This is a genomic window from Marinospirillum celere, assembly GCF_900112235.1.
Classification (GTDB): Bacteria; Pseudomonadota; Gammaproteobacteria; order Pseudomonadales; family Halomonadaceae; genus Marinospirillum; species Marinospirillum celere.
Genome location: NZ_FOLH01000002.1, coordinates 229,924 through 245,289, shown reverse-complemented (window position 1 = coordinate 245,289; position 15,366 = coordinate 229,924). Strand labels below are relative to the sequence as shown.

General features: G+C 48.4%; 16 protein-coding genes. 8 read left to right on the top strand and 8 right to left on the bottom strand.

Translation table 11 applies throughout. From position 1 onward, the window contains the following. The first annotated feature begins 74 nt into the window (after positions 1-74). The 3 genes from BM185_RS05680 to BM185_RS05670 all read left to right on the top strand — a co-directional run bounded on the left by BM185_RS05680 (position 75) and on the right by BM185_RS05670 (position 1,063). Positions 75-329, top strand: a complete 255-nt coding sequence (locus BM185_RS05680) for a hypothetical protein (protein WP_177203484.1) — start codon at positions 75-77, stop codon at positions 327-329. Between the two features lie 14 nt (positions 330-343). Beyond that, positions 344-712 carry a DUF6164 family protein gene (locus tag BM185_RS05675; RefSeq protein WP_091960588.1) on the top strand — a complete coding sequence of 123 codons (369 nt, stop codon included), beginning with the start codon at positions 344-346 and terminating at the stop codon, positions 710-712. Positions 713-868: 156 nt separating this feature from the next. Beyond that, positions 869-1,063, top strand: a complete 195-nt coding sequence (locus tag BM185_RS05670) for a (2Fe-2S)-binding protein (protein WP_091960586.1) — start codon at positions 869-871, stop codon at positions 1,061-1,063. Positions 1,064-1,548: 485 nt separating this feature from the next. Here the strand turns inward: BM185_RS05670 and BM185_RS05665 are convergent, their stop codons facing one another. The 4 genes from BM185_RS05665 to BM185_RS05650 form a co-directional block, all read right to left on the bottom strand. After that, positions 1,549-2,637 carry a ChuX/HutX family heme-like substrate-binding protein gene (locus BM185_RS05665; protein WP_091960583.1) on the bottom strand — a complete coding sequence of 363 codons (1,089 nt, stop codon included), beginning with the start codon at positions 2,635-2,637 and terminating at the stop codon, positions 1,549-1,551. Between the two features lie 283 nt (positions 2,638-2,920). Beyond that, a complete protein-coding gene (locus tag BM185_RS05660; RefSeq protein ID WP_218149393.1) occupies positions 2,921-5,080 on the bottom strand; it encodes a TonB-dependent receptor family protein in 2,160 nt (719 codons plus the stop codon). 81 nt (positions 5,081-5,161) lie between these two features. Then, on the bottom strand, positions 5,162-5,353 hold the full coding sequence (gene hemP, locus BM185_RS05655; RefSeq protein ID WP_091961325.1) for a hemin uptake protein HemP: 192 nt from the start codon (positions 5,351-5,353) through the stop codon (positions 5,162-5,164). A gap of 186 nt (positions 5,354-5,539) precedes the next feature. Beyond that, positions 5,540-5,902 (bottom strand): DUF6746 family protein, encoded by a 363-nt coding sequence (locus tag BM185_RS05650; RefSeq protein ID WP_091960580.1) that lies wholly within the window; start codon positions 5,900-5,902, stop codon positions 5,540-5,542. A gap of 272 nt (positions 5,903-6,174) precedes the next feature. On the opposite strand from BM185_RS05650, the gene bfr (BM185_RS05645) reads away from it, so the two are divergent. Together bfr (BM185_RS05645) and bfr (BM185_RS05640) are read left to right on the top strand one after the other, a co-directional pair. Continuing rightward, positions 6,175-6,648, top strand: coding sequence for a bacterioferritin (bfr, locus tag BM185_RS05645; protein ID WP_091960577.1), 474 nt, complete (start codon positions 6,175-6,177; stop codon positions 6,646-6,648). A gap of 3 nt (positions 6,649-6,651) precedes the next feature. Continuing rightward, positions 6,652-7,122 carry a bacterioferritin gene (gene bfr / locus BM185_RS05640; protein ID WP_091960574.1) on the top strand — a complete coding sequence of 157 codons (471 nt, stop codon included), beginning with the start codon at positions 6,652-6,654 and terminating at the stop codon, positions 7,120-7,122. Between the two features lie 51 nt (positions 7,123-7,173). Here bfr (BM185_RS05640) and BM185_RS05635 read toward each other — a convergent pair whose 3' ends face one another. The 4 genes from BM185_RS05635 to BM185_RS05620 are packed head-to-tail and all read right to left on the bottom strand — an operon-like array spanning position 7,174 to position 10,914. Further along, positions 7,174-7,953, bottom strand: a complete 780-nt coding sequence (locus BM185_RS05635) for a heme ABC transporter ATP-binding protein (protein ID WP_091960571.1) — start codon at positions 7,951-7,953, stop codon at positions 7,174-7,176. A 6-nt stretch (positions 7,954-7,959) separates the two neighbouring features. Next, entirely contained in the window at positions 7,960-8,979 is a 1,020-nt protein-coding gene (locus BM185_RS05630) for a FecCD family ABC transporter permease (RefSeq protein ID WP_218149392.1), read from the bottom strand. A gap of 1 nt (position 8,980) precedes the next feature. Continuing rightward, a complete protein-coding gene (locus BM185_RS05625) occupies positions 8,981-9,841 on the bottom strand; it encodes a heme/hemin ABC transporter substrate-binding protein (protein ID WP_091960568.1) in 861 nt (286 codons plus the stop codon). Between the two features lie 11 nt (positions 9,842-9,852). Further along, the gene (locus tag BM185_RS05620) at positions 9,853-10,914 is read right to left on the bottom strand and encodes a hemin-degrading factor (protein WP_091960565.1); all 1,062 of its coding nucleotides are present in this window, start codon (positions 10,912-10,914) and stop codon (positions 9,853-9,855) included. Between the two features lie 215 nt (positions 10,915-11,129). Between BM185_RS05620 and BM185_RS05615 the strand changes: the two genes are divergently transcribed. From BM185_RS05615 to folE2, 3 genes are all read left to right on the top strand, one after another. Continuing rightward, positions 11,130-13,145 (top strand): TonB-dependent receptor plug domain-containing protein, encoded by a 2,016-nt coding sequence (locus BM185_RS05615; protein ID WP_091960562.1) that lies wholly within the window; start codon positions 11,130-11,132, stop codon positions 13,143-13,145. 17 nt (positions 13,146-13,162) lie between these two features. After that, a complete protein-coding gene (locus tag BM185_RS05610; protein ID WP_091960558.1) occupies positions 13,163-14,335 on the top strand; it encodes an HmuY family protein in 1,173 nt (390 codons plus the stop codon). Between the two features lie 83 nt (positions 14,336-14,418). Then, positions 14,419-15,336: a GTP cyclohydrolase FolE2 gene (gene folE2 / locus BM185_RS05605; protein WP_091960554.1), complete on the top strand. Its 918-nt coding sequence runs from the start codon at positions 14,419-14,421 to the stop codon at positions 15,334-15,336. Positions 15,337-15,366 lie beyond the last annotated feature (30 nt).

Below are 15,366 nucleotides of genomic sequence, written 5' to 3'. Positions count from 1 at the left end.
ATGGATCTGACCGGGGAGCAGAAAGCTCCCCACCTTCACAAGAGGCAGTACAGGGTGAAGTCTGGTGGAACTACATGATGGATGTTGTTTGCAAGGAAACCGACGAAGCTCACATTCGAGCCCTTTTACTACAAGGTTTGGCAGGGAGTGGCTTGCAACTACAAAAACTCGAAAGCGAAAACCTGGTTGAACAAGAAGAAATTCGCGTTAAAGTGGCAGCACAACTACTTGCCAGCGAACGCAATGATGCGGTTGTTGAAAAAGTGATTGGCCGTCTCAGCCTGGAACCTTCCGTTACTTCAGCCCGCTGGGATGTCCGTGAAGCCTAAAATCAGGAGTCGATATGGCTGTTTTACTCTTCAAACTTAACAATGTACCAGATGATGAAGCTCAGGAAGTTCGAGCACTGCTTGATGAAAAGGGCTTTGACTATTACGAAACCTCAGCAGGTCGCTGGCGACTTGGTGTCAATGCCATTTGGATACGCAGCAATCAAGAAGCAGAAGCCGCACGTAAACTCCTCGCCGAGTACCAACAAGAGCGTGCGCAGCGAGCAAGAGCAGAACAAGCCGAGCTGGAAGCCCGGGGTGAAGCACCCCGTTTTGTCGACCGCCTGGCAACAGAGCCGTTGAAAGTTCTGCTTTCTTTGGCAGGCGTACTAGCGATCCTACTTGTTGGGCTGATTCCCATTATCTGGATTGTCTACTCTTAACCCGCTTCTCTCTTGTCAGCCTGGCATACAAAATGCCCGGTTCTAGATAGCAAGCCCTCCAAGAAGCAAATACAAATAACAACAATTACCACTTGCAAAAGGGAGGCAAACGCACTAATCTACTTGCGAACCATTAGCATTTACGGGAGCGCAACCATGTATGTATGTATTTGCAAAGGAATCACTGATCAACAAATCAAAACATCCATTGCTCAGGGTGCGGGTTGCATGCGTGACCTCTACAAAGAATATGCCTTGGGTAGTCAGTGTGGCAAATGTGTATGTACAGCCAAACAGCTTCTAAATAGCGAGAAACAAGCCTGCAATGGCTGCGAAATAGTCGCTGCTTAATTCCAAGGCACCTTTTAGTAAAGCCTTCCATTCTTCCAGAACACCCCTACCTTCATCAAAAAAACTTCCCCTTGGCAGGTTTTCAATGCTGCCAAGGCCTGGGAAGCCTCTGAAATTAACTCTAGAGTTTACTAACACGTCTTTGGTTAAGGACTTCCGAGTCACACCTTTTTTGCTGCAAAAACCAGGGTTAACGCTCACTTTTTTGCAAAAAAAAGGCCGCCCTAATTAGGGCGGCCAAGACTCGCTTGATGATGAGGAGAACCTAAAACACAGGGAACCTGTAAACAACCCTAGTCTTAAGTTAGGATCTCTCGATCCATATGCTAATGTTAATCTTTCTCATTTGTGTTTGCAAGCGATTTTTAATCAAATTAAGTGTTTTTTTAGCCCAGATGACTGAGCAAAGGAGCCAAAATACTCAGCCCTAAACCCACAGCAACAAGTTGTAACCAGAGTGCATTTTTCAACATGATCCACCTCCTTTAAGACAAGGCCTGAAAAATTTCACGATAAAGTAGATTCTCAGGCTGACACTCAGGCTTTTCTTCCTGGATCTTGAGAACCAACTGACCTTGACCATTAAAAATTTCCAAGGAAGTCACCCAGCCATCTCCTTCGGGTTTACGGACAACAAAAGCTTCTTCAAGCTGCTGGGGATCGCAATGCACACAGCCATCTGCATAGGCAATACAGAGCTGATTGTGTTGTAGCCTGGGGGGCTGGAGCACGCCACTGACTGCCTGCATGCAACCCTCAGTATAAAAGCTCAGTTTCAAGCGCGGCTTATTGGTCATGTCAGACAAGCCGGTCCACTTTTTCAATAATTGACTTAATGAAGTCAGGCTTACTTCTCGCGCAAACTTTGCATCCAAATGCTGTAAAACAGGCAGATAATCAGCCTGGTGTCTTCTTAAAAGAACCGACAATTGCTTGGCATGACTCATTAATCGCCATTCTTGACTGAACTGCTGCATATCAGCAGGAGGGGTCAATTGCTTCTGATCCTGCTGTGCAGCAAAGAGGGGTTTTGCAGCTGATTCTTTTTTTGCAAAATTTGTAATCAGGTTATGCCAGGCCAGCTCATCGGTCTGAGGCACAGCATGAATTTTTAAGAAACGCTTACCCTGGTAATTGAAAAATTGCAGGCTGCGCTGCACACTCCGCTCAGGAGGACGGTCCTCAACGGCACAACCCCAGTACCATTTTTCCAAATCCAGCTTCATATGCATGCTGGCAGTTCGAAATTCCAACTCCAGGTGCTGAGGGTCATCCAAACAAAGATCAGGTGCATTAAAACGTCCCTGGTATTTGGCCCAGCCCAGATTGTTAAATGTCTGAACTTCTACCTCGCCCAGACTGGACAGTAAATAAAATAATGAAAAGACATCCTCCAAGGGCCAGACCTTCTCATGATTTAAGCGCGAAGCCTGAAGCTCACCCTCACTGGTCGCCAACAAGCGACTCCAGCCAGTCAGTCCCAATAAGGGTTGGGCTTCACGGACCCCTACAAAGGCCTGGTAAAGCAAGGAAAGTGGTTGAAAGGACGGAGAGATTTTAGCCAAAGCATTCATAGTGAGCTCCTTTTTTTGCAAGGTTTTGCAATAAAAACCGGGTGCTTTGGCTGGCTTGAGCAACGGCTGGCTAAGTAAGCACTCTTATCATTCGATAATGATTATCATTTATAATCTGGCCTATGTCAAAATTTAATTGGCAAGCAGGAATAAAAAAGGGGAAACCCGTTTGTACGGATTTCCCCAACTCACTAAATGGTGAGAACGCTTGCTCTGCTACCCTGCCGTGAAAAAGCTTTTCACTTCCCTTGTAAAAAGCTTCTTACCTGTACCTTGTGAGTACTTAAAACTGGTAACGGGCACCTAATTCAAAGTTACGCTCAGGTCCTACATAGATACCCTGGCGTAAACCAGAAATATACCGCTCATCCGTCAGGTTTTTAACTGCACCAAACACCTTGAAGCCTTCCATCACCTCCAGGCTAGCAGTCAAATCCAGTGTGTAGTAACTGGAAATCAAGCCGCCCATGTAGCTTTCAGGGTCGATTTCTTTACGATTCATGCCGTCACCATAAACTTCATCTGTGAAGTTCAACAACAGCGCTGTTTGCAAAGTGTCTGTTCGATAGCCCAGAGCCACGTTGGCAGTCCACTCCGGTGAATAAGCTAAACGATTGCCTTTGTCTGCCTCACCTGCACGGTCCTCACCATATTCTGCAGTAGGAATCCAAGTCACATTCCCATCTACACGAAATCCATGGCCTATCTCATAACCTAGGGCTGCTTCAGCACCCTGAATAAGTGCACTACCCTCATTAGGACTCCTAATTCCTGAAATACCTGGATCTACTTGATTAGAGAAATCCATGTGGAAAGCTGTAAGTTCATAGCTAAACAAGTCGTCTCCACCACGTACACCCAACTCTATGTTTAAGGATTTTTCTGCTTCGGTTGGCTTGTCATTGGTACCTACAACACTACCAACAACAGGAGGTGCAAAGGCTTGGTAAACACTACCGTAGACTTGGGCAGAAGGAGTTAACCAGTAGGTTGCACCCAGACCTGGAAGAACTTCAGTGTTGGAGTAAGTATCCTTGGCGTCAGTAGCTGCCTGCAGGTTTTTACGCTTTTGTTCGTAGGTCTCTAAACGTAAAGACGCAGTAACCGAGAGGCGGTCATCAATATCAAAGCGATTCTGGGCAAACACTGCCAGACTATCTGCAGAGTCTTCACGGTTTCTACGTAGAGCGGACTCACCTTGAGCAGTGCCTAAAGAAACAGGATCACGTGGCGTGTCTCTGGATGCACGAGGTCGAGTATCCAGCATTTCTTCCTGCATCAAGCGGGCACCCAGCTCAGCCTTGTTGCCAATACCAAATAATGCATGATTCACGACTAAACGTGAGTCAACACCAATACGCTGAAAATCACGATTTCGACCTTCCAGTACGTCAGTGAAGTTCCATACTGTGTGACCATCAGCATTTTGAGTCGTACCATCTACATTATAGCGCCAATAATCCCGATTCATTTCGCTCCAAAAAGCAACTGTCTTCAACTGCATATCTGAACTGATATTCCATTCATGATTAACATCAAAAGACTTGCGTTCAGTTAGGAAATAATCGTCCTTGCCAGGATTAAAGGTTGCACCAGCATCATAGGCATCTTCAAAGTAGCCACGATAGGAAATATTAGCTTCATTTTCGTAATACGAAAATTTAACACCTACAAACTGATTATGGTTTATTTCTGTCCCAGCCTTAACCATAACATCCGTCATCTCCCAGCCTTTATCCATCCAGCCATCACTTTGAGCATGGGTTGCAATCACACCAAAATAGGCGTCGTCGGAAGGAGAGCGGCCACCTGCTTCAATACTGGTTTCATAGGTAGCCCAGGAGCCAACACGACCGGTAACTGCAACACCCTCATCCGGCGTCTTGGTTTGATAATTGATGACACCACCAATATTGTTTGGCCCATAACGTAAAGAAGAAGCCCCCTTAAGCAGCTCTACGCCTTCCATTCGCTGGATGCGTGGGTTGTAGTAGCGTGAGTTACCAACAAAGGTTCCAGGCTGTACAGGAACACCATCTTCTAAAACTAGCGTTTTATAATCACCAGCAGGAAGACCACGCACACCAACATTAGTCACTACAGCACTATCTTCTTCACCTTTAATATAAATACCTGGCACACGGCGAAGAACGTCTTCAGTTGAGCGGGGCTTACTTTGCTCAATATCTTCAGAAGTAATCAAAGTGACAGCACCGGGTTGAGCAGATACATCATCACTCGTGTTCCCTACTATATTCATCTGAGGAAGGCGCACACCAGATCTTTCAGTTTGATCACTTCCCGTTTCCTGAGCCTGAACACTGCTAACTGCAACCATGCTGGAAACAGCTATTGCCAGAGCAGTTTTTTTCATGGATTGGATACCCTGACTGATCTCAGTAGCTTGCAAGTCACTCTGAGCCCGAGTTTTATTATTGCTCATTCCTTCTCTCCAGTTGGATTTTACAAGATCACTGGCTGGCTGGAGTGAACTCACTCTTGGCTGGCTGGATTTATTTTCTATTTATTTAGTGAGGATCAGCTTGCCTTTGCTTGTGATACGCAAGGTATAGAGCTCACCTTCATGCTCGATCTGCAGTTGACGCAGATCTCCGAATAATTCATGGGATTGAAGAGTATTCTTGGGGCTGCTTTTTCTAGCACTCGACTTCAGCTCGCTATCTAGAGACTGCCCATGACTATTTTGAACACTCATACCCTTTTCCTCGATTTGCACTTCAAGAAACATTGCCAATTGTAATTCTTAATGATAATGATTGTCAATAAGAAATGTATCTTATAACAATTGCTTGCCATTTAGTAAGTTGAGCGACTTTTATAGGGACGCACTGAAAAGACGGAAACGGCAGTCCAATGGCTCCCTAAGGAGTTTGTTGAAGAGTTACTTAATCAAGGTCTGCGCTGGTTCAAGATAAATGACCGCTTTTTGCCGCACGGTTTCAGGATCAGCACCTTCAGAAGCCAGATGGAGGTCTTCTAAGGTATCAACCAGTTGGGTCACTTCTTCATGAATTTTTTCCAAAGCATTCTCAAGCGTATAGGTCAGGCGATGAACTTCCCCCAGGTCGCGTCGGGAAAAACCCTTGTCCAACATGGCTTCTAACTTTTTGTTATATTCAGAAAAGTTGGCTACCGCTTCCTGTAAGGTATCTGCTGGAAGCCCCTTAAAGTGGTCAGGTCGATTATCAGCCTGAACCCAAGAAGCTGCTACTAACAAGATAACGGCTACAAGTACTTTTTTCATAGAATCACCTTCATTTAGGTTTTACGGAATAGGAATCATTTACATTAGCTTCTTATTCGCATAAACGCAATGGTTATCAGTTGCTATTTTACCCACGTCTCAACTTGTAACGATTTGCATTGACAGCCGTAAACCCCTGTCATTGCTGGATTTTTTTGATTTATGCGCCAATAAAGACTAAGCTTCATTGTGAATTTGCCAGCCAGCCCGCTTCCGGCAAGCCAGCCCTAGAACTCCTCTTAACTTTAAAACCAACGCATCAGGTGATGACCATGAAAGGCAATCAAGCCGTCAAGGATCAGCTCAACCGGCTATTAACGCTGGAGCTGACATCTATCAACCAATACTTTTTACATGCCCGCATGTTTCGTAACTGGGGCTTTGAAAAACTCAACAAGGCCGCTTACAAAAAATCCATCAAGGATATGAAGCAGGCTGATGAACTGATTGAACGTATTTTGTTTCTGGAAGGACTACCTAACCTACAGCACCTAGAAAAACTGCGTATAGGTGAGCAAACTCAGGAAATGCTGCAATGCGACGAAGCCCTACAACTGGATATGATCAAAGAGCTGCGCACTGCTATTGCCCTTTGTGAAGAGGAAAAAGATTTTGTCAGCCGCCATCTACTGGAAGAAATTCTGGAAAATGAAGAGGAATACCTGGATTGGCTGGAAACCCAGCAGCACCAGATTGGCGAAATGGGCATCGAAAACTATCTTCAAGCAGCCGTAGCGGAGGAATAAATCATGAAAGGCAGTAAAAAGGTCATCGACTCTTTAAACCATCTTCTGGGCGGCGAACTGGCTGCCATGGACCAATATTTCATCCATTCGGAAATGTATGCCGATTGGGGCCTAACCAAGCTGTATGAGCGTATTTCTCATGAGTTTGATGATGAAAAGCAGCATGCCAAGGATCTGATTGAGCGTATTCTTTTTCTGGAAGGCACGCCTGACATGGTAACGACCCGTCCAGCAATCAAGGTTGGCAAGGATGTTAAAGAAATGCTGACTAATGACCTGAATCTTGAATACCAGGTTGTTGACGATCTGAAAAAAGCCATGGCGCTTTGCGAGAAGGAACAGGATTATCAAACACGCGAAATCCTGCGCAAAATGTTGGATGACACGGAAATGGATCATGCTTACTGGCTGGAACAACAGCTGGGCCTGATCGAACGTATTGGTATGAAGAACTACCAGCAATCACAGCTGTAAACTCTAATAGCCAGCTATCCAGATAGCTGGCTATTTTTTCCATAGAAACCTCTAAACATCAATCATAAAAACCTGCTGTTGCTTCTGCGAATGAGCATAAATATCCAGCTCAGCCGCATAAACACGGCTTAAGTGATCTACATCCAGGACCTTTTTAGGCAAACCCCACGCCTGAGTTTTCCCTTTTTCCAGTAAAAGCACCCTATCGGCATAGAGACTGGCCAGGTTTAAATCATGCAGCACCACCACTAGAGACCACTGGTATTCCTTAACCAGCCGCCTTAAGCAGCGAAAAATCCATTGCTGCTGGCCCAGATCCTGAGCAGATAGAGGCTCATCCAGCAATAGAAGCGCTCTAGGAACAGCCCAAACTTGTGCTAAAACGCGAGCCAGATGGACACGCTGCCTTTCCCCCCCAGAAAGCTGAGTAATCAAACGTCCTTTGAGGAGATCAGCGCCTGCAGCCTGCAAGGCAGCCTCCACAATTTTGTCTGTTTCTTCAGGTATTTCCTGCCAGGCAAAACGTCCCAGGGCAACCACTTCTTCAACACGAAAATCAAAACTGATGGTGACTTGCTGCTCAAGCCTGGAGCGGGTTCGAGCCAATTCCCGGTTTGACCAGCTATTCAGTGGCCGCTCTTGCAGTTTTATTTCACCGCAGGTCGGTTGGAAGTCATTAGCCAAGAGCCCAAGTAGGGTCGATTTGCCAGCACCATTAGGGCCGCAAACTGCCGTAATTTCACCCGGGTAGAGCTGCAATGAAAGCTCACTGAGACGCCAGTTGCCTTTTGCAGCCATACCTAAGGATTCAAGAGTCACATTTGGGTTCATCTGCACCTATTCCTTTTTGCGTCCACGCGACAACATCCACAAAAAGTAGGGGCCGCCAATTAAACTGGTGAGCAGGCCTACAGGTATTTCAGCAGGTGCTGCCAGAGTTCTTGCCAAAGCATCGGCTATCAGTAGCAAACTGGCACCGCCCAGTGCAGAAGCTGGCAGTAAGAAACGATGACCGGGTCCAAAAATCATTCGCAACAGATGGGGAATCATTAAGCCCAGAAAACCAATAATACCCGCCAGAGCAACACTTCCACCAACGGCCAAAGCTGTTCCCAGTACCACTTTTCTTTTCAGAAGGTCAGCATCCAAACCGGTACTTGCGGCAGAAACATCACCCAGTTGCAGGACATCCAAATCCTTTCTGACATGCAGTAAGAGCAGCAAGCCTGGCAGCATCAGCAGGGCTCCAAACAGCAACTCTCTAGTCTGCACATAACCCAGCCCACCCATGCCCCAAAGGCTCATTTGTCTTAGCTGCTGGTCATCGGCCAAATAACTCAGCAAACCGCTAAAAGCGCCCGCAAGGGTATTGATTGCCAGCCCCGCCAAAAGTAACCAGAGCATCGAGGTTTGTCGGCCTTTACCCAGATTGAAAACCAACCAACAGGCAAGCCAACCACCCAAACAGGCAGCCAGCATCTGACCCGCCCAGTTCCAGTGATCGGCAAGCAGCAAATGAAAAGGTAGGAGTATCCACAGGGCAACAGCTAAGCCTGCGCCACTGGAAACACCCAGTAAACCAGGATCAGCCAGGGGATTACGAAACATCCCCTGCATGGCCGCACCGGCAATGGCCAAGCTGGCCCCAACCAACAGGGCAAGCAGTAAACGCGGTAAGCGTATGGCTGACCAAAGTTGCCAGTCATAAGCGGACATCTGTCCTCTTAAAGCTTGCCAGGGCCCCATACCCAAAGCGCCTGCTTGAGAGGCAACCAAAAGTGCCCCCCCCAGGATTAGGAGCAACAACAGCATTCCTTTAGGCAAGGGGCCGGGTTTTCCTAAGGATTGAGTTTGCATATCAAAGCTGCTCCACCTGTTCTCGCAAGCGAATCAGCTCGGTTGGAGTACGAGGACCAAAACCCAAAAAGGCCAAATCATCTACTACGATCAAATGACGACTCCGTCCAGCTGGGGTTCTGGACAAGCCCGGTAAGGACCAGATACCCGTCTCACCGCCGAGGGATCGCAATCCGGCTTCCGTCACTATCACCAGCTCAGGGCTGGCACCAATCAAGCCTTCCGGGCTTAAGGGTTTATAGCCTCTTAGCCCTTCGACAGCATTACTAATCCCCGCAAGGGAGAGCATGGAATCCGCACTGGAACCTTGGCCCGCCACCAAGGGAGCACTCATCCCACCATGATTGAGAATAAAAACCGCGTTTTTATCCCAAAGCCTGGCCTTAGAAGCCAAATACTCCTGCTCTTCTTCAAGGCGTTGACTGAGACGCTTACCTTTATCTTCAACACCTAAAGCCTCAGCAATCTGAGCAATCTTGAGATGGACACCTTGCAGGTCTTGCTGATAGCTGATGCTTTCCACACGCACCCCGGCCGAGCGAAGCCGATTGGCAATGGGCGCTGGCCGGGAGGCCTCGCTGAGCAGAACCAAATCTGGGCGATAAGCCAAAATGCCTTCCAGAGATAACTGCCGCAAATAGCCAACATCCGGCAAGTTTTCTGCTTCCTGTGGAAATTGACTGGTTGTGTCCCTGGCAATCAAGCGATCACCTTCACCCAAGGCAAATACAATTTCGGTGACATCGCCTCCGAGGCTGATAATACGTTCAGGAGCTGAGCCTGCAACCAAAGCTGTAGACCAGCAACTCAATAGCAGGCCCATTAAGAAACTCGCGGCTGGATAACGGATGCTTAACATCATCAGTCCCTACTTCAAGCGTCAGGCAAACTGGCTAACAGCTCAGTCCAGGCTTGCTGTTCTGGCTCACCCTCATCTCTGCGGCCATACATTTGCAATAAAATACGCCCTTCAGAATCGAAGATTTCCAAGCTCGTTACCCAGCCGCCGCTCTGGGGCTTACGAGTCACGAAAGCATGTGCAAAGGTGCTTGGGTCAGCATGCAGGGTAAAGTTGGGTTCAAAAAGGTTCAGCCAGCCTCGCATAGGCTTGAAGCCGGAAACCTTGCCGGTATAAATCTGTACACAGCCACGGCTGCCAACAAAAAACATCACCTCCATACCGCTTGTTGCAGCCTGCTCAACTACCCGTTCCAAAGCACCTGATTTCACAGGACGGCTCAAATCACTGGGGACGGCCTGCAATGCAGCAAAACGGGTGGTCCGATGTCTTCTGATCAAACTGAAAAACTGGTGAACATCGGTCATTTGCCGCCACTCTTCAGCCAACTGCTGAGGACTGACTGGCGCAGGGTTGCTCGCCAATGGCTGAGGAACAAACTCGGGCAAGGGGCTGGGATCTTCAGCAGCCAAATCAGATAAGAGTTCTTCCCAGGCAGAAATATTCGACTCCTCCAAAGCAAACACCTTGTGGACAGCCTGCCCATAATGGTCAAAAAACTGCAGGCTACGCTTTTTGCCTTTGGATGTTTCTTCTTCAAAAGCACAGCCCCAATACCAGTGATCCATAAACAAGCGTAAATCCAGCCCGCCAATATCCAGGAAAATTCCTGAAGCATGGCGTCCTTGCTCACCGAGTTTCGGTTCTGGGTAGCACCCCTTGTATTCATGCACAACACCGGCATTTCGCGTCAAAGCCAGCACTCGCCCCAGCTTTGGCAAGAATTTAAGCACCTTGCGAATATCCTGAATCGCCCAAACTTTTTCCTGACCGATACGGCAAGCTTGTAAAGCACCTTCACTGGTATTTAGTTGCTTGGCCCAATCCACCATGAAGCCAGGTTGTTTTCTGTCACGAAATTCACAGAGGGCCTGAAATAGGGATGAGGTTTCAGAAGTGTCTTTAACAGCAGTCATGGTCAGCTTCCTTAGAAGTTTAGGATTAAAAAGTCTGGCTGGCTGGTTGCTTACCTTGGCTGGCTGAAAAATAGCTTAGCCTGCCTCTTGACAGACTGTCAATCTACATTGTTATTATAAGCATCCGTAATTGATAATTATTATTATAGCCAGCCAACCTTGCATTTCAAGTTTAGCCAGCCCTAAACCCCTGACTTTTGATAACAGGAAATGCAATGCAAGGCTGGTCTCGGCTTTTTATCCGTTCCACAACGGTTTTGTTTTTATGCTCATCCAACCTACTGATCGCTGATCAGGTTGCTGAATCTGTTTATGCACAGCTTAACCCTGTGGTTATTACTGGCACCCGGACAACCCGGGATCTGGCTGCCAGTCCGGTTAGAACGCAGGTTATCGACAGGGAAGAGCTGGATCGCTATCAGCCCAGAGACTTGGCAGCAGCGCTGCGCCACCTGCCGGGTGTTTATCTGCGTACCACCCATGGCAAAGAAGGCCAGGAAGTCTGGATGCAGGGGCTGGATAGTGAGCGGGTACTGGTGCTTATCAATGGTGTACCCGCTATTGCCTCTACAGGAAGCAGTGTCGATCTGACCCAAATTGCCATTACCGATATTGAGCGGATTGAAGTGGTACGCGGGGCGACCTCTGCCCTCTATGGTTCTTCAGCAATGGGTGGCGTGATTAACATTATTACTCGCCAACCTGATACTTCGCGTTATCGCATCCAGACCCTTGCCGGAAGCCTGGGGGAAACTGGCGATGGCGACCCACTGGATCGCTCACAAATTCAGGCACTGGCCAGCCTGGCCGGTAAAAGAGCGCAATTGGAAGTCAGTATCGACTGGCGAAGGGATGAAGGCTACACCCTAAAGCCGGATGCTTTTGCTCAGGATGGGCATCAGCTGGAACAGTTAAACCTCAATGCGCAACTTAACCTGCAAACCCAACACTGGGGTGATTTTTATTTTCGTCCCAGCTGGTTCCAGGAAGATAAAAGCAAAAGCCAGGCCACTCCCTTACCTGGTGGCATGGAGGCCCGCAGCATTAAGGAAGAAAGTGTTGAACAACCCGGCCTGCAAATGGTTTGGAAAAAGTCGACACCCCTGGATGGCGAAATTCAACTGCAAGCCAGTGGTTCTCTTTTCCAAAACATCACTCAGGACTCGCGCATCAATGGCTCCCCCTTGATGCGTCGTGAAGCCGAAATAAACAACCTGCGCACTGAGCTGCAATGGAGCAGCTGGTGGCATGCCAGACATCAAGTCACCCTGGGCGCCCTGGCCCGTCAGGAAACCCTGGATCAGTTTAAAGACACCTGGTCTTCGACAGGCAGGGAAAGAGAAGACGAAATTCAGGAAGATGCCGAACAAACCAACCTGGAAGCCTATCTGCAGGATAACGTCTTCATCACTGACTCCCTGGAGCTATTAGTCGGTGCCCGCTACCAGCACGACAGTGATTTTGGCTCCTTTGTTACTCCTTCAGCAACCCTCTTTAATCGTACGAAAATGAACGCAGGTCATTTCGCTCAACGCTTGAGTTTAGGTCGCGGTTATCGGGTTCCCAATCTTAAAGAACGCTATTTTGTTTTTGACCAAAGTGACAAGGGCTATCAGGTGCTGGGCAACCCAGATCTGGAACCGGAAAGCTCTTGGAGCTTGCAAGCCGGCGCAGACTGGCAACCCAAAAATCGCCACCACCCTAGCCTGGATATCAATTTCTTTTTCAATGACATAGAGCAGCTGATTATTCACGAATATGACCCGCAAGCCAGCCAGGCTGCAGGACTGCAAGTCTATAACTATCAAAATCAGGATAGGGCCAGAACCTGGGGTAGCGAAGTCAGTAGCCAATGGCAGCCTCACCCCAACTGGAAACTGCAACTGGGCTACACCTGGCTGCAAACTGAAGATCCAGATACAGGTTTAGAACTCAGTAGCCGCCCCACCCACCAAATTAAGGGCGATATCGGCTTCAACTACCAAAATTTTGAACTCACCCTACTGGGTGAATACCAGTCACGTGAGTTTACCGACAGTGACAACACCCAGATTTCACCCGCTTGGCAGCGCTTCCACCTGCGCGCCAACTATCACTTGAAACCCTTCACCCTGCTGGCCGGCATCGACAATCTCTTCGATGAACTGCCAGACCTGGATGATCACAACGACCTCAGCCCCAAACCCGGACGCTATGTTTTCGTCGGTTTGCGCCTGGATGGTCACTTTTAAATACATGGAGACCCATCATGAAACAGCAATTTTCTTCCCCTGTTTTTTACAAATCCACCCTCGCCCTGGCACTGAGCAGCTTACTGCTGACTGGCTGTTTGGACAGCGACTCCTCATCTGGTAGTGACTCTAATGATGACCCGTCTGAAATCGCTGGCATGCAGGAAATCACTCTGGATGCCACCAGCAATACCGATTGGGTCTACCTAAATCTGGATACTGGCGAAACCTTGGAACTGGATGCCGAAGCAGCTGCCACCTCTACTGACTGGCATCTGGCTGCCCGGCGGATGAACATCAAACTCAATACCGGAGCTTCAGGCCCAGGTTCGGTTAGAGCGGCCTTGGCAGAAGCCCAAGAACATCTTTATGACCAGCAAGGACAGCCAATCGAAGCTCAGTTTCAGGGCATGAGTGCCAACAGCGAACTCTATCTACTGGATGGCCCTTTTGACGAACCTGGAGCCCGAGACTGGAGCAGCGAAAGTATCACCAATTCGTTTGGTATGGATTGGGCTAGCTATAACCACGGCAGTGGTCATTATACGGCCAATGATCAAAAGGGCTGGGTTGTGCGTGCCGCTTCAGGCAAGGCCTACGCCAAAATGCGCATGACGGATTTGGACTTTCCCACCCGTGAAGGCCAGGGCATTAAAAGCTTTGAGTTTGAATTTTATGTCCAGCAAGAGGGTGAGTCTGAATTCTCAGCAGCGCCCATTACCTGGCAAGGTAGCGCCCTCAGCAGCGGCACCCTATGTTTTGACTTTGAAAACAATCAGGAGGTCGCAGACTGTTCAGGCAATGACTGGGATATCCAGCTGGGCTTTCAAGGTCGTGATTTCTTCCTCCGCACCAACAGTGGTGTCAGTGGTGAAGGCCAAGCGGGCAGCTTTGGAGCCTTTGCCTGGTCTGATCAGGGTGACTTCACCTCAGCCAGTGACGTGCCCTCGCCTCAACCTGGTTTTGCAGCCGACACCACCAGCGGCATTTTCACCGAATCCCCCTGGTATGCCTATGGCATCGGCGGTGGTCACCAACTTTGGCCCAACTACCGTGTTTACCTGATCGATACCGACAGCAGCAGTGAAGAAGCAGCCCGCTACGCTCTGCAAGTCATTGGCTATTACGACGATGCAGGCCAATCAGGGCACCTAAGCCTGCGTTACCAGTCAGCGGAAATGAATGAGTGAAAAATGACTTGATATAAAAATCAGTAGGGCTATTTCCTGAGTAAAAAATGTTATAACATAACACTTTTTACTCAGGAAGCTTTATGAACGCCCAGCTACCCGATGTCGCCAGCCAAACTCACCAAAGCCTACATCTTGACCAGGTAGGCATGGCTGGCATTCCCATTCGTTTGCAATTTCTTGGTCAGGAAGTAACTGCCAGAATTACCGTTACCGTTGATCTGGATGCCCAGCAACGCGGCATTCATATGTCCCGCCTCTATCTGGGTCTGGAACAACTACTGGAACACAAAGAGTTAACACCTGCATTACTCGGTAAAACCCTTCAAAAGCTTTTGGCAACCCAAGGCATCAGCAGTGAACAGCTTCGCCTGGAGCTAAGTTTTGAGTGGCTACGCAAGGCATCCGCTTTACTTAGTGGTCACCAAGGCTGGCAAGCCTATCCTATTCGCTTGGTAGCTAGAGTCACTCCACAGGGTTATGAACTTTTGGAAGAAACCAGCCTTCTCTATTCTTCAACCTGCCCTTGCTCGTCAGCCCTTTCTCGTGAGGCTTTGGCTGAAGTTTTTGCAGAAGAGTTTTCCAGTCAGCCACTGCTTAGTGCTCAGGAGGTAACCGCCTGGCTCAAAAATAATGCCAGCCTAGCCACACCGCACAGCCAACGCAGCCAAGCTACCTTGGGATGGGTATCCAGTCTGGAAAATCTTGATACCTTCTCAATAGCTGAACGCTTGCAAGCAGCTGAAAAGGTATTGGGAACAGCAGTACAAACCGCCGTCAAGCGTCCCGATGAACAGGCTTTTGCTCTTCGCAATGGTGCCAATCAGATGTTCTGCGAGGATGCTGCTCGCCGCTTAGCTGGAATCTTTGAAACCTGTGATCAGTGGCTGGATGCCAAGATTCACGTAGAGCACTTTGAAAGCCTGCATGCTCATGATGCCGTTGCAAGCAAATGGCTAACGCGCAGAAATACCCCGGCTCCCTGGTTAAAGGCTATCTAACTTCATTTTTGTTAGGGCAGCAGCTAGGGC

What these genes read in the sequence shown, in the direction of transcription:
- BM185_RS05680 (WP_177203484.1), top strand. Translation starts at nt 75, where the DNA reads ATGATGGATGTTGTTTGCAAGGAAACCGACGAAGCTCACATTCGAGCC.
- BM185_RS05675 (WP_091960588.1), top strand. Translation starts at nt 344, where the DNA reads ATGGCTGTTTTACTCTTCAAACTTAACAATGTACCAGATGATGAAGCT.
- BM185_RS05670 (WP_091960586.1), top strand. Translation starts at nt 869, where the DNA reads ATGTATGTATGTATTTGCAAAGGAATCACTGATCAACAAATCAAAACA.
- BM185_RS05665 (WP_091960583.1), bottom strand. Translation starts at nt 2,637, where the DNA reads ATGAATGCTTTGGCTAAAATCTCTCCGTCCTTTCAACCACTTTCCTTG.
- BM185_RS05660 (WP_218149393.1), bottom strand. Translation starts at nt 5,080, where the DNA reads ATGAGCAATAATAAAACTCGGGCTCAGAGTGACTTGCAAGCTACTGAG.
- hemP (WP_091961325.1), bottom strand. Translation starts at nt 5,353, where the DNA reads ATGAGTGTTCAAAATAGTCATGGGCAGTCTCTAGATAGCGAGCTGAAG.
- BM185_RS05650 (WP_091960580.1), bottom strand. Translation starts at nt 5,902, where the DNA reads ATGAAAAAAGTACTTGTAGCCGTTATCTTGTTAGTAGCAGCTTCTTGG.
- bfr (WP_091960577.1), top strand. Translation starts at nt 6,175, where the DNA reads ATGAAAGGCAATCAAGCCGTCAAGGATCAGCTCAACCGGCTATTAACG.
- bfr (WP_091960574.1), top strand. Translation starts at nt 6,652, where the DNA reads ATGAAAGGCAGTAAAAAGGTCATCGACTCTTTAAACCATCTTCTGGGC.
- BM185_RS05635 (WP_091960571.1), bottom strand. Translation starts at nt 7,953, where the DNA reads ATGAACCCAAATGTGACTCTTGAATCCTTAGGTATGGCTGCAAAAGGC.
- BM185_RS05630 (WP_218149392.1), bottom strand. Translation starts at nt 8,979, where the DNA reads ATGCAAACTCAATCCTTAGGAAAACCCGGCCCCTTGCCTAAAGGAATG.
- BM185_RS05625 (WP_091960568.1), bottom strand. Translation starts at nt 9,841, where the DNA reads ATGATGTTAAGCATCCGTTATCCAGCCGCGAGTTTCTTAATGGGCCTG.
- BM185_RS05620 (WP_091960565.1), bottom strand. Translation starts at nt 10,914, where the DNA reads ATGACTGCTGTTAAAGACACTTCTGAAACCTCATCCCTATTTCAGGCC.
- BM185_RS05615 (WP_091960562.1), top strand. Translation starts at nt 11,130, where the DNA reads ATGCAAGGCTGGTCTCGGCTTTTTATCCGTTCCACAACGGTTTTGTTT.
- BM185_RS05610 (WP_091960558.1), top strand. Translation starts at nt 13,163, where the DNA reads ATGAAACAGCAATTTTCTTCCCCTGTTTTTTACAAATCCACCCTCGCC.
- folE2 (WP_091960554.1), top strand. Translation starts at nt 14,419, where the DNA reads ATGAACGCCCAGCTACCCGATGTCGCCAGCCAAACTCACCAAAGCCTA.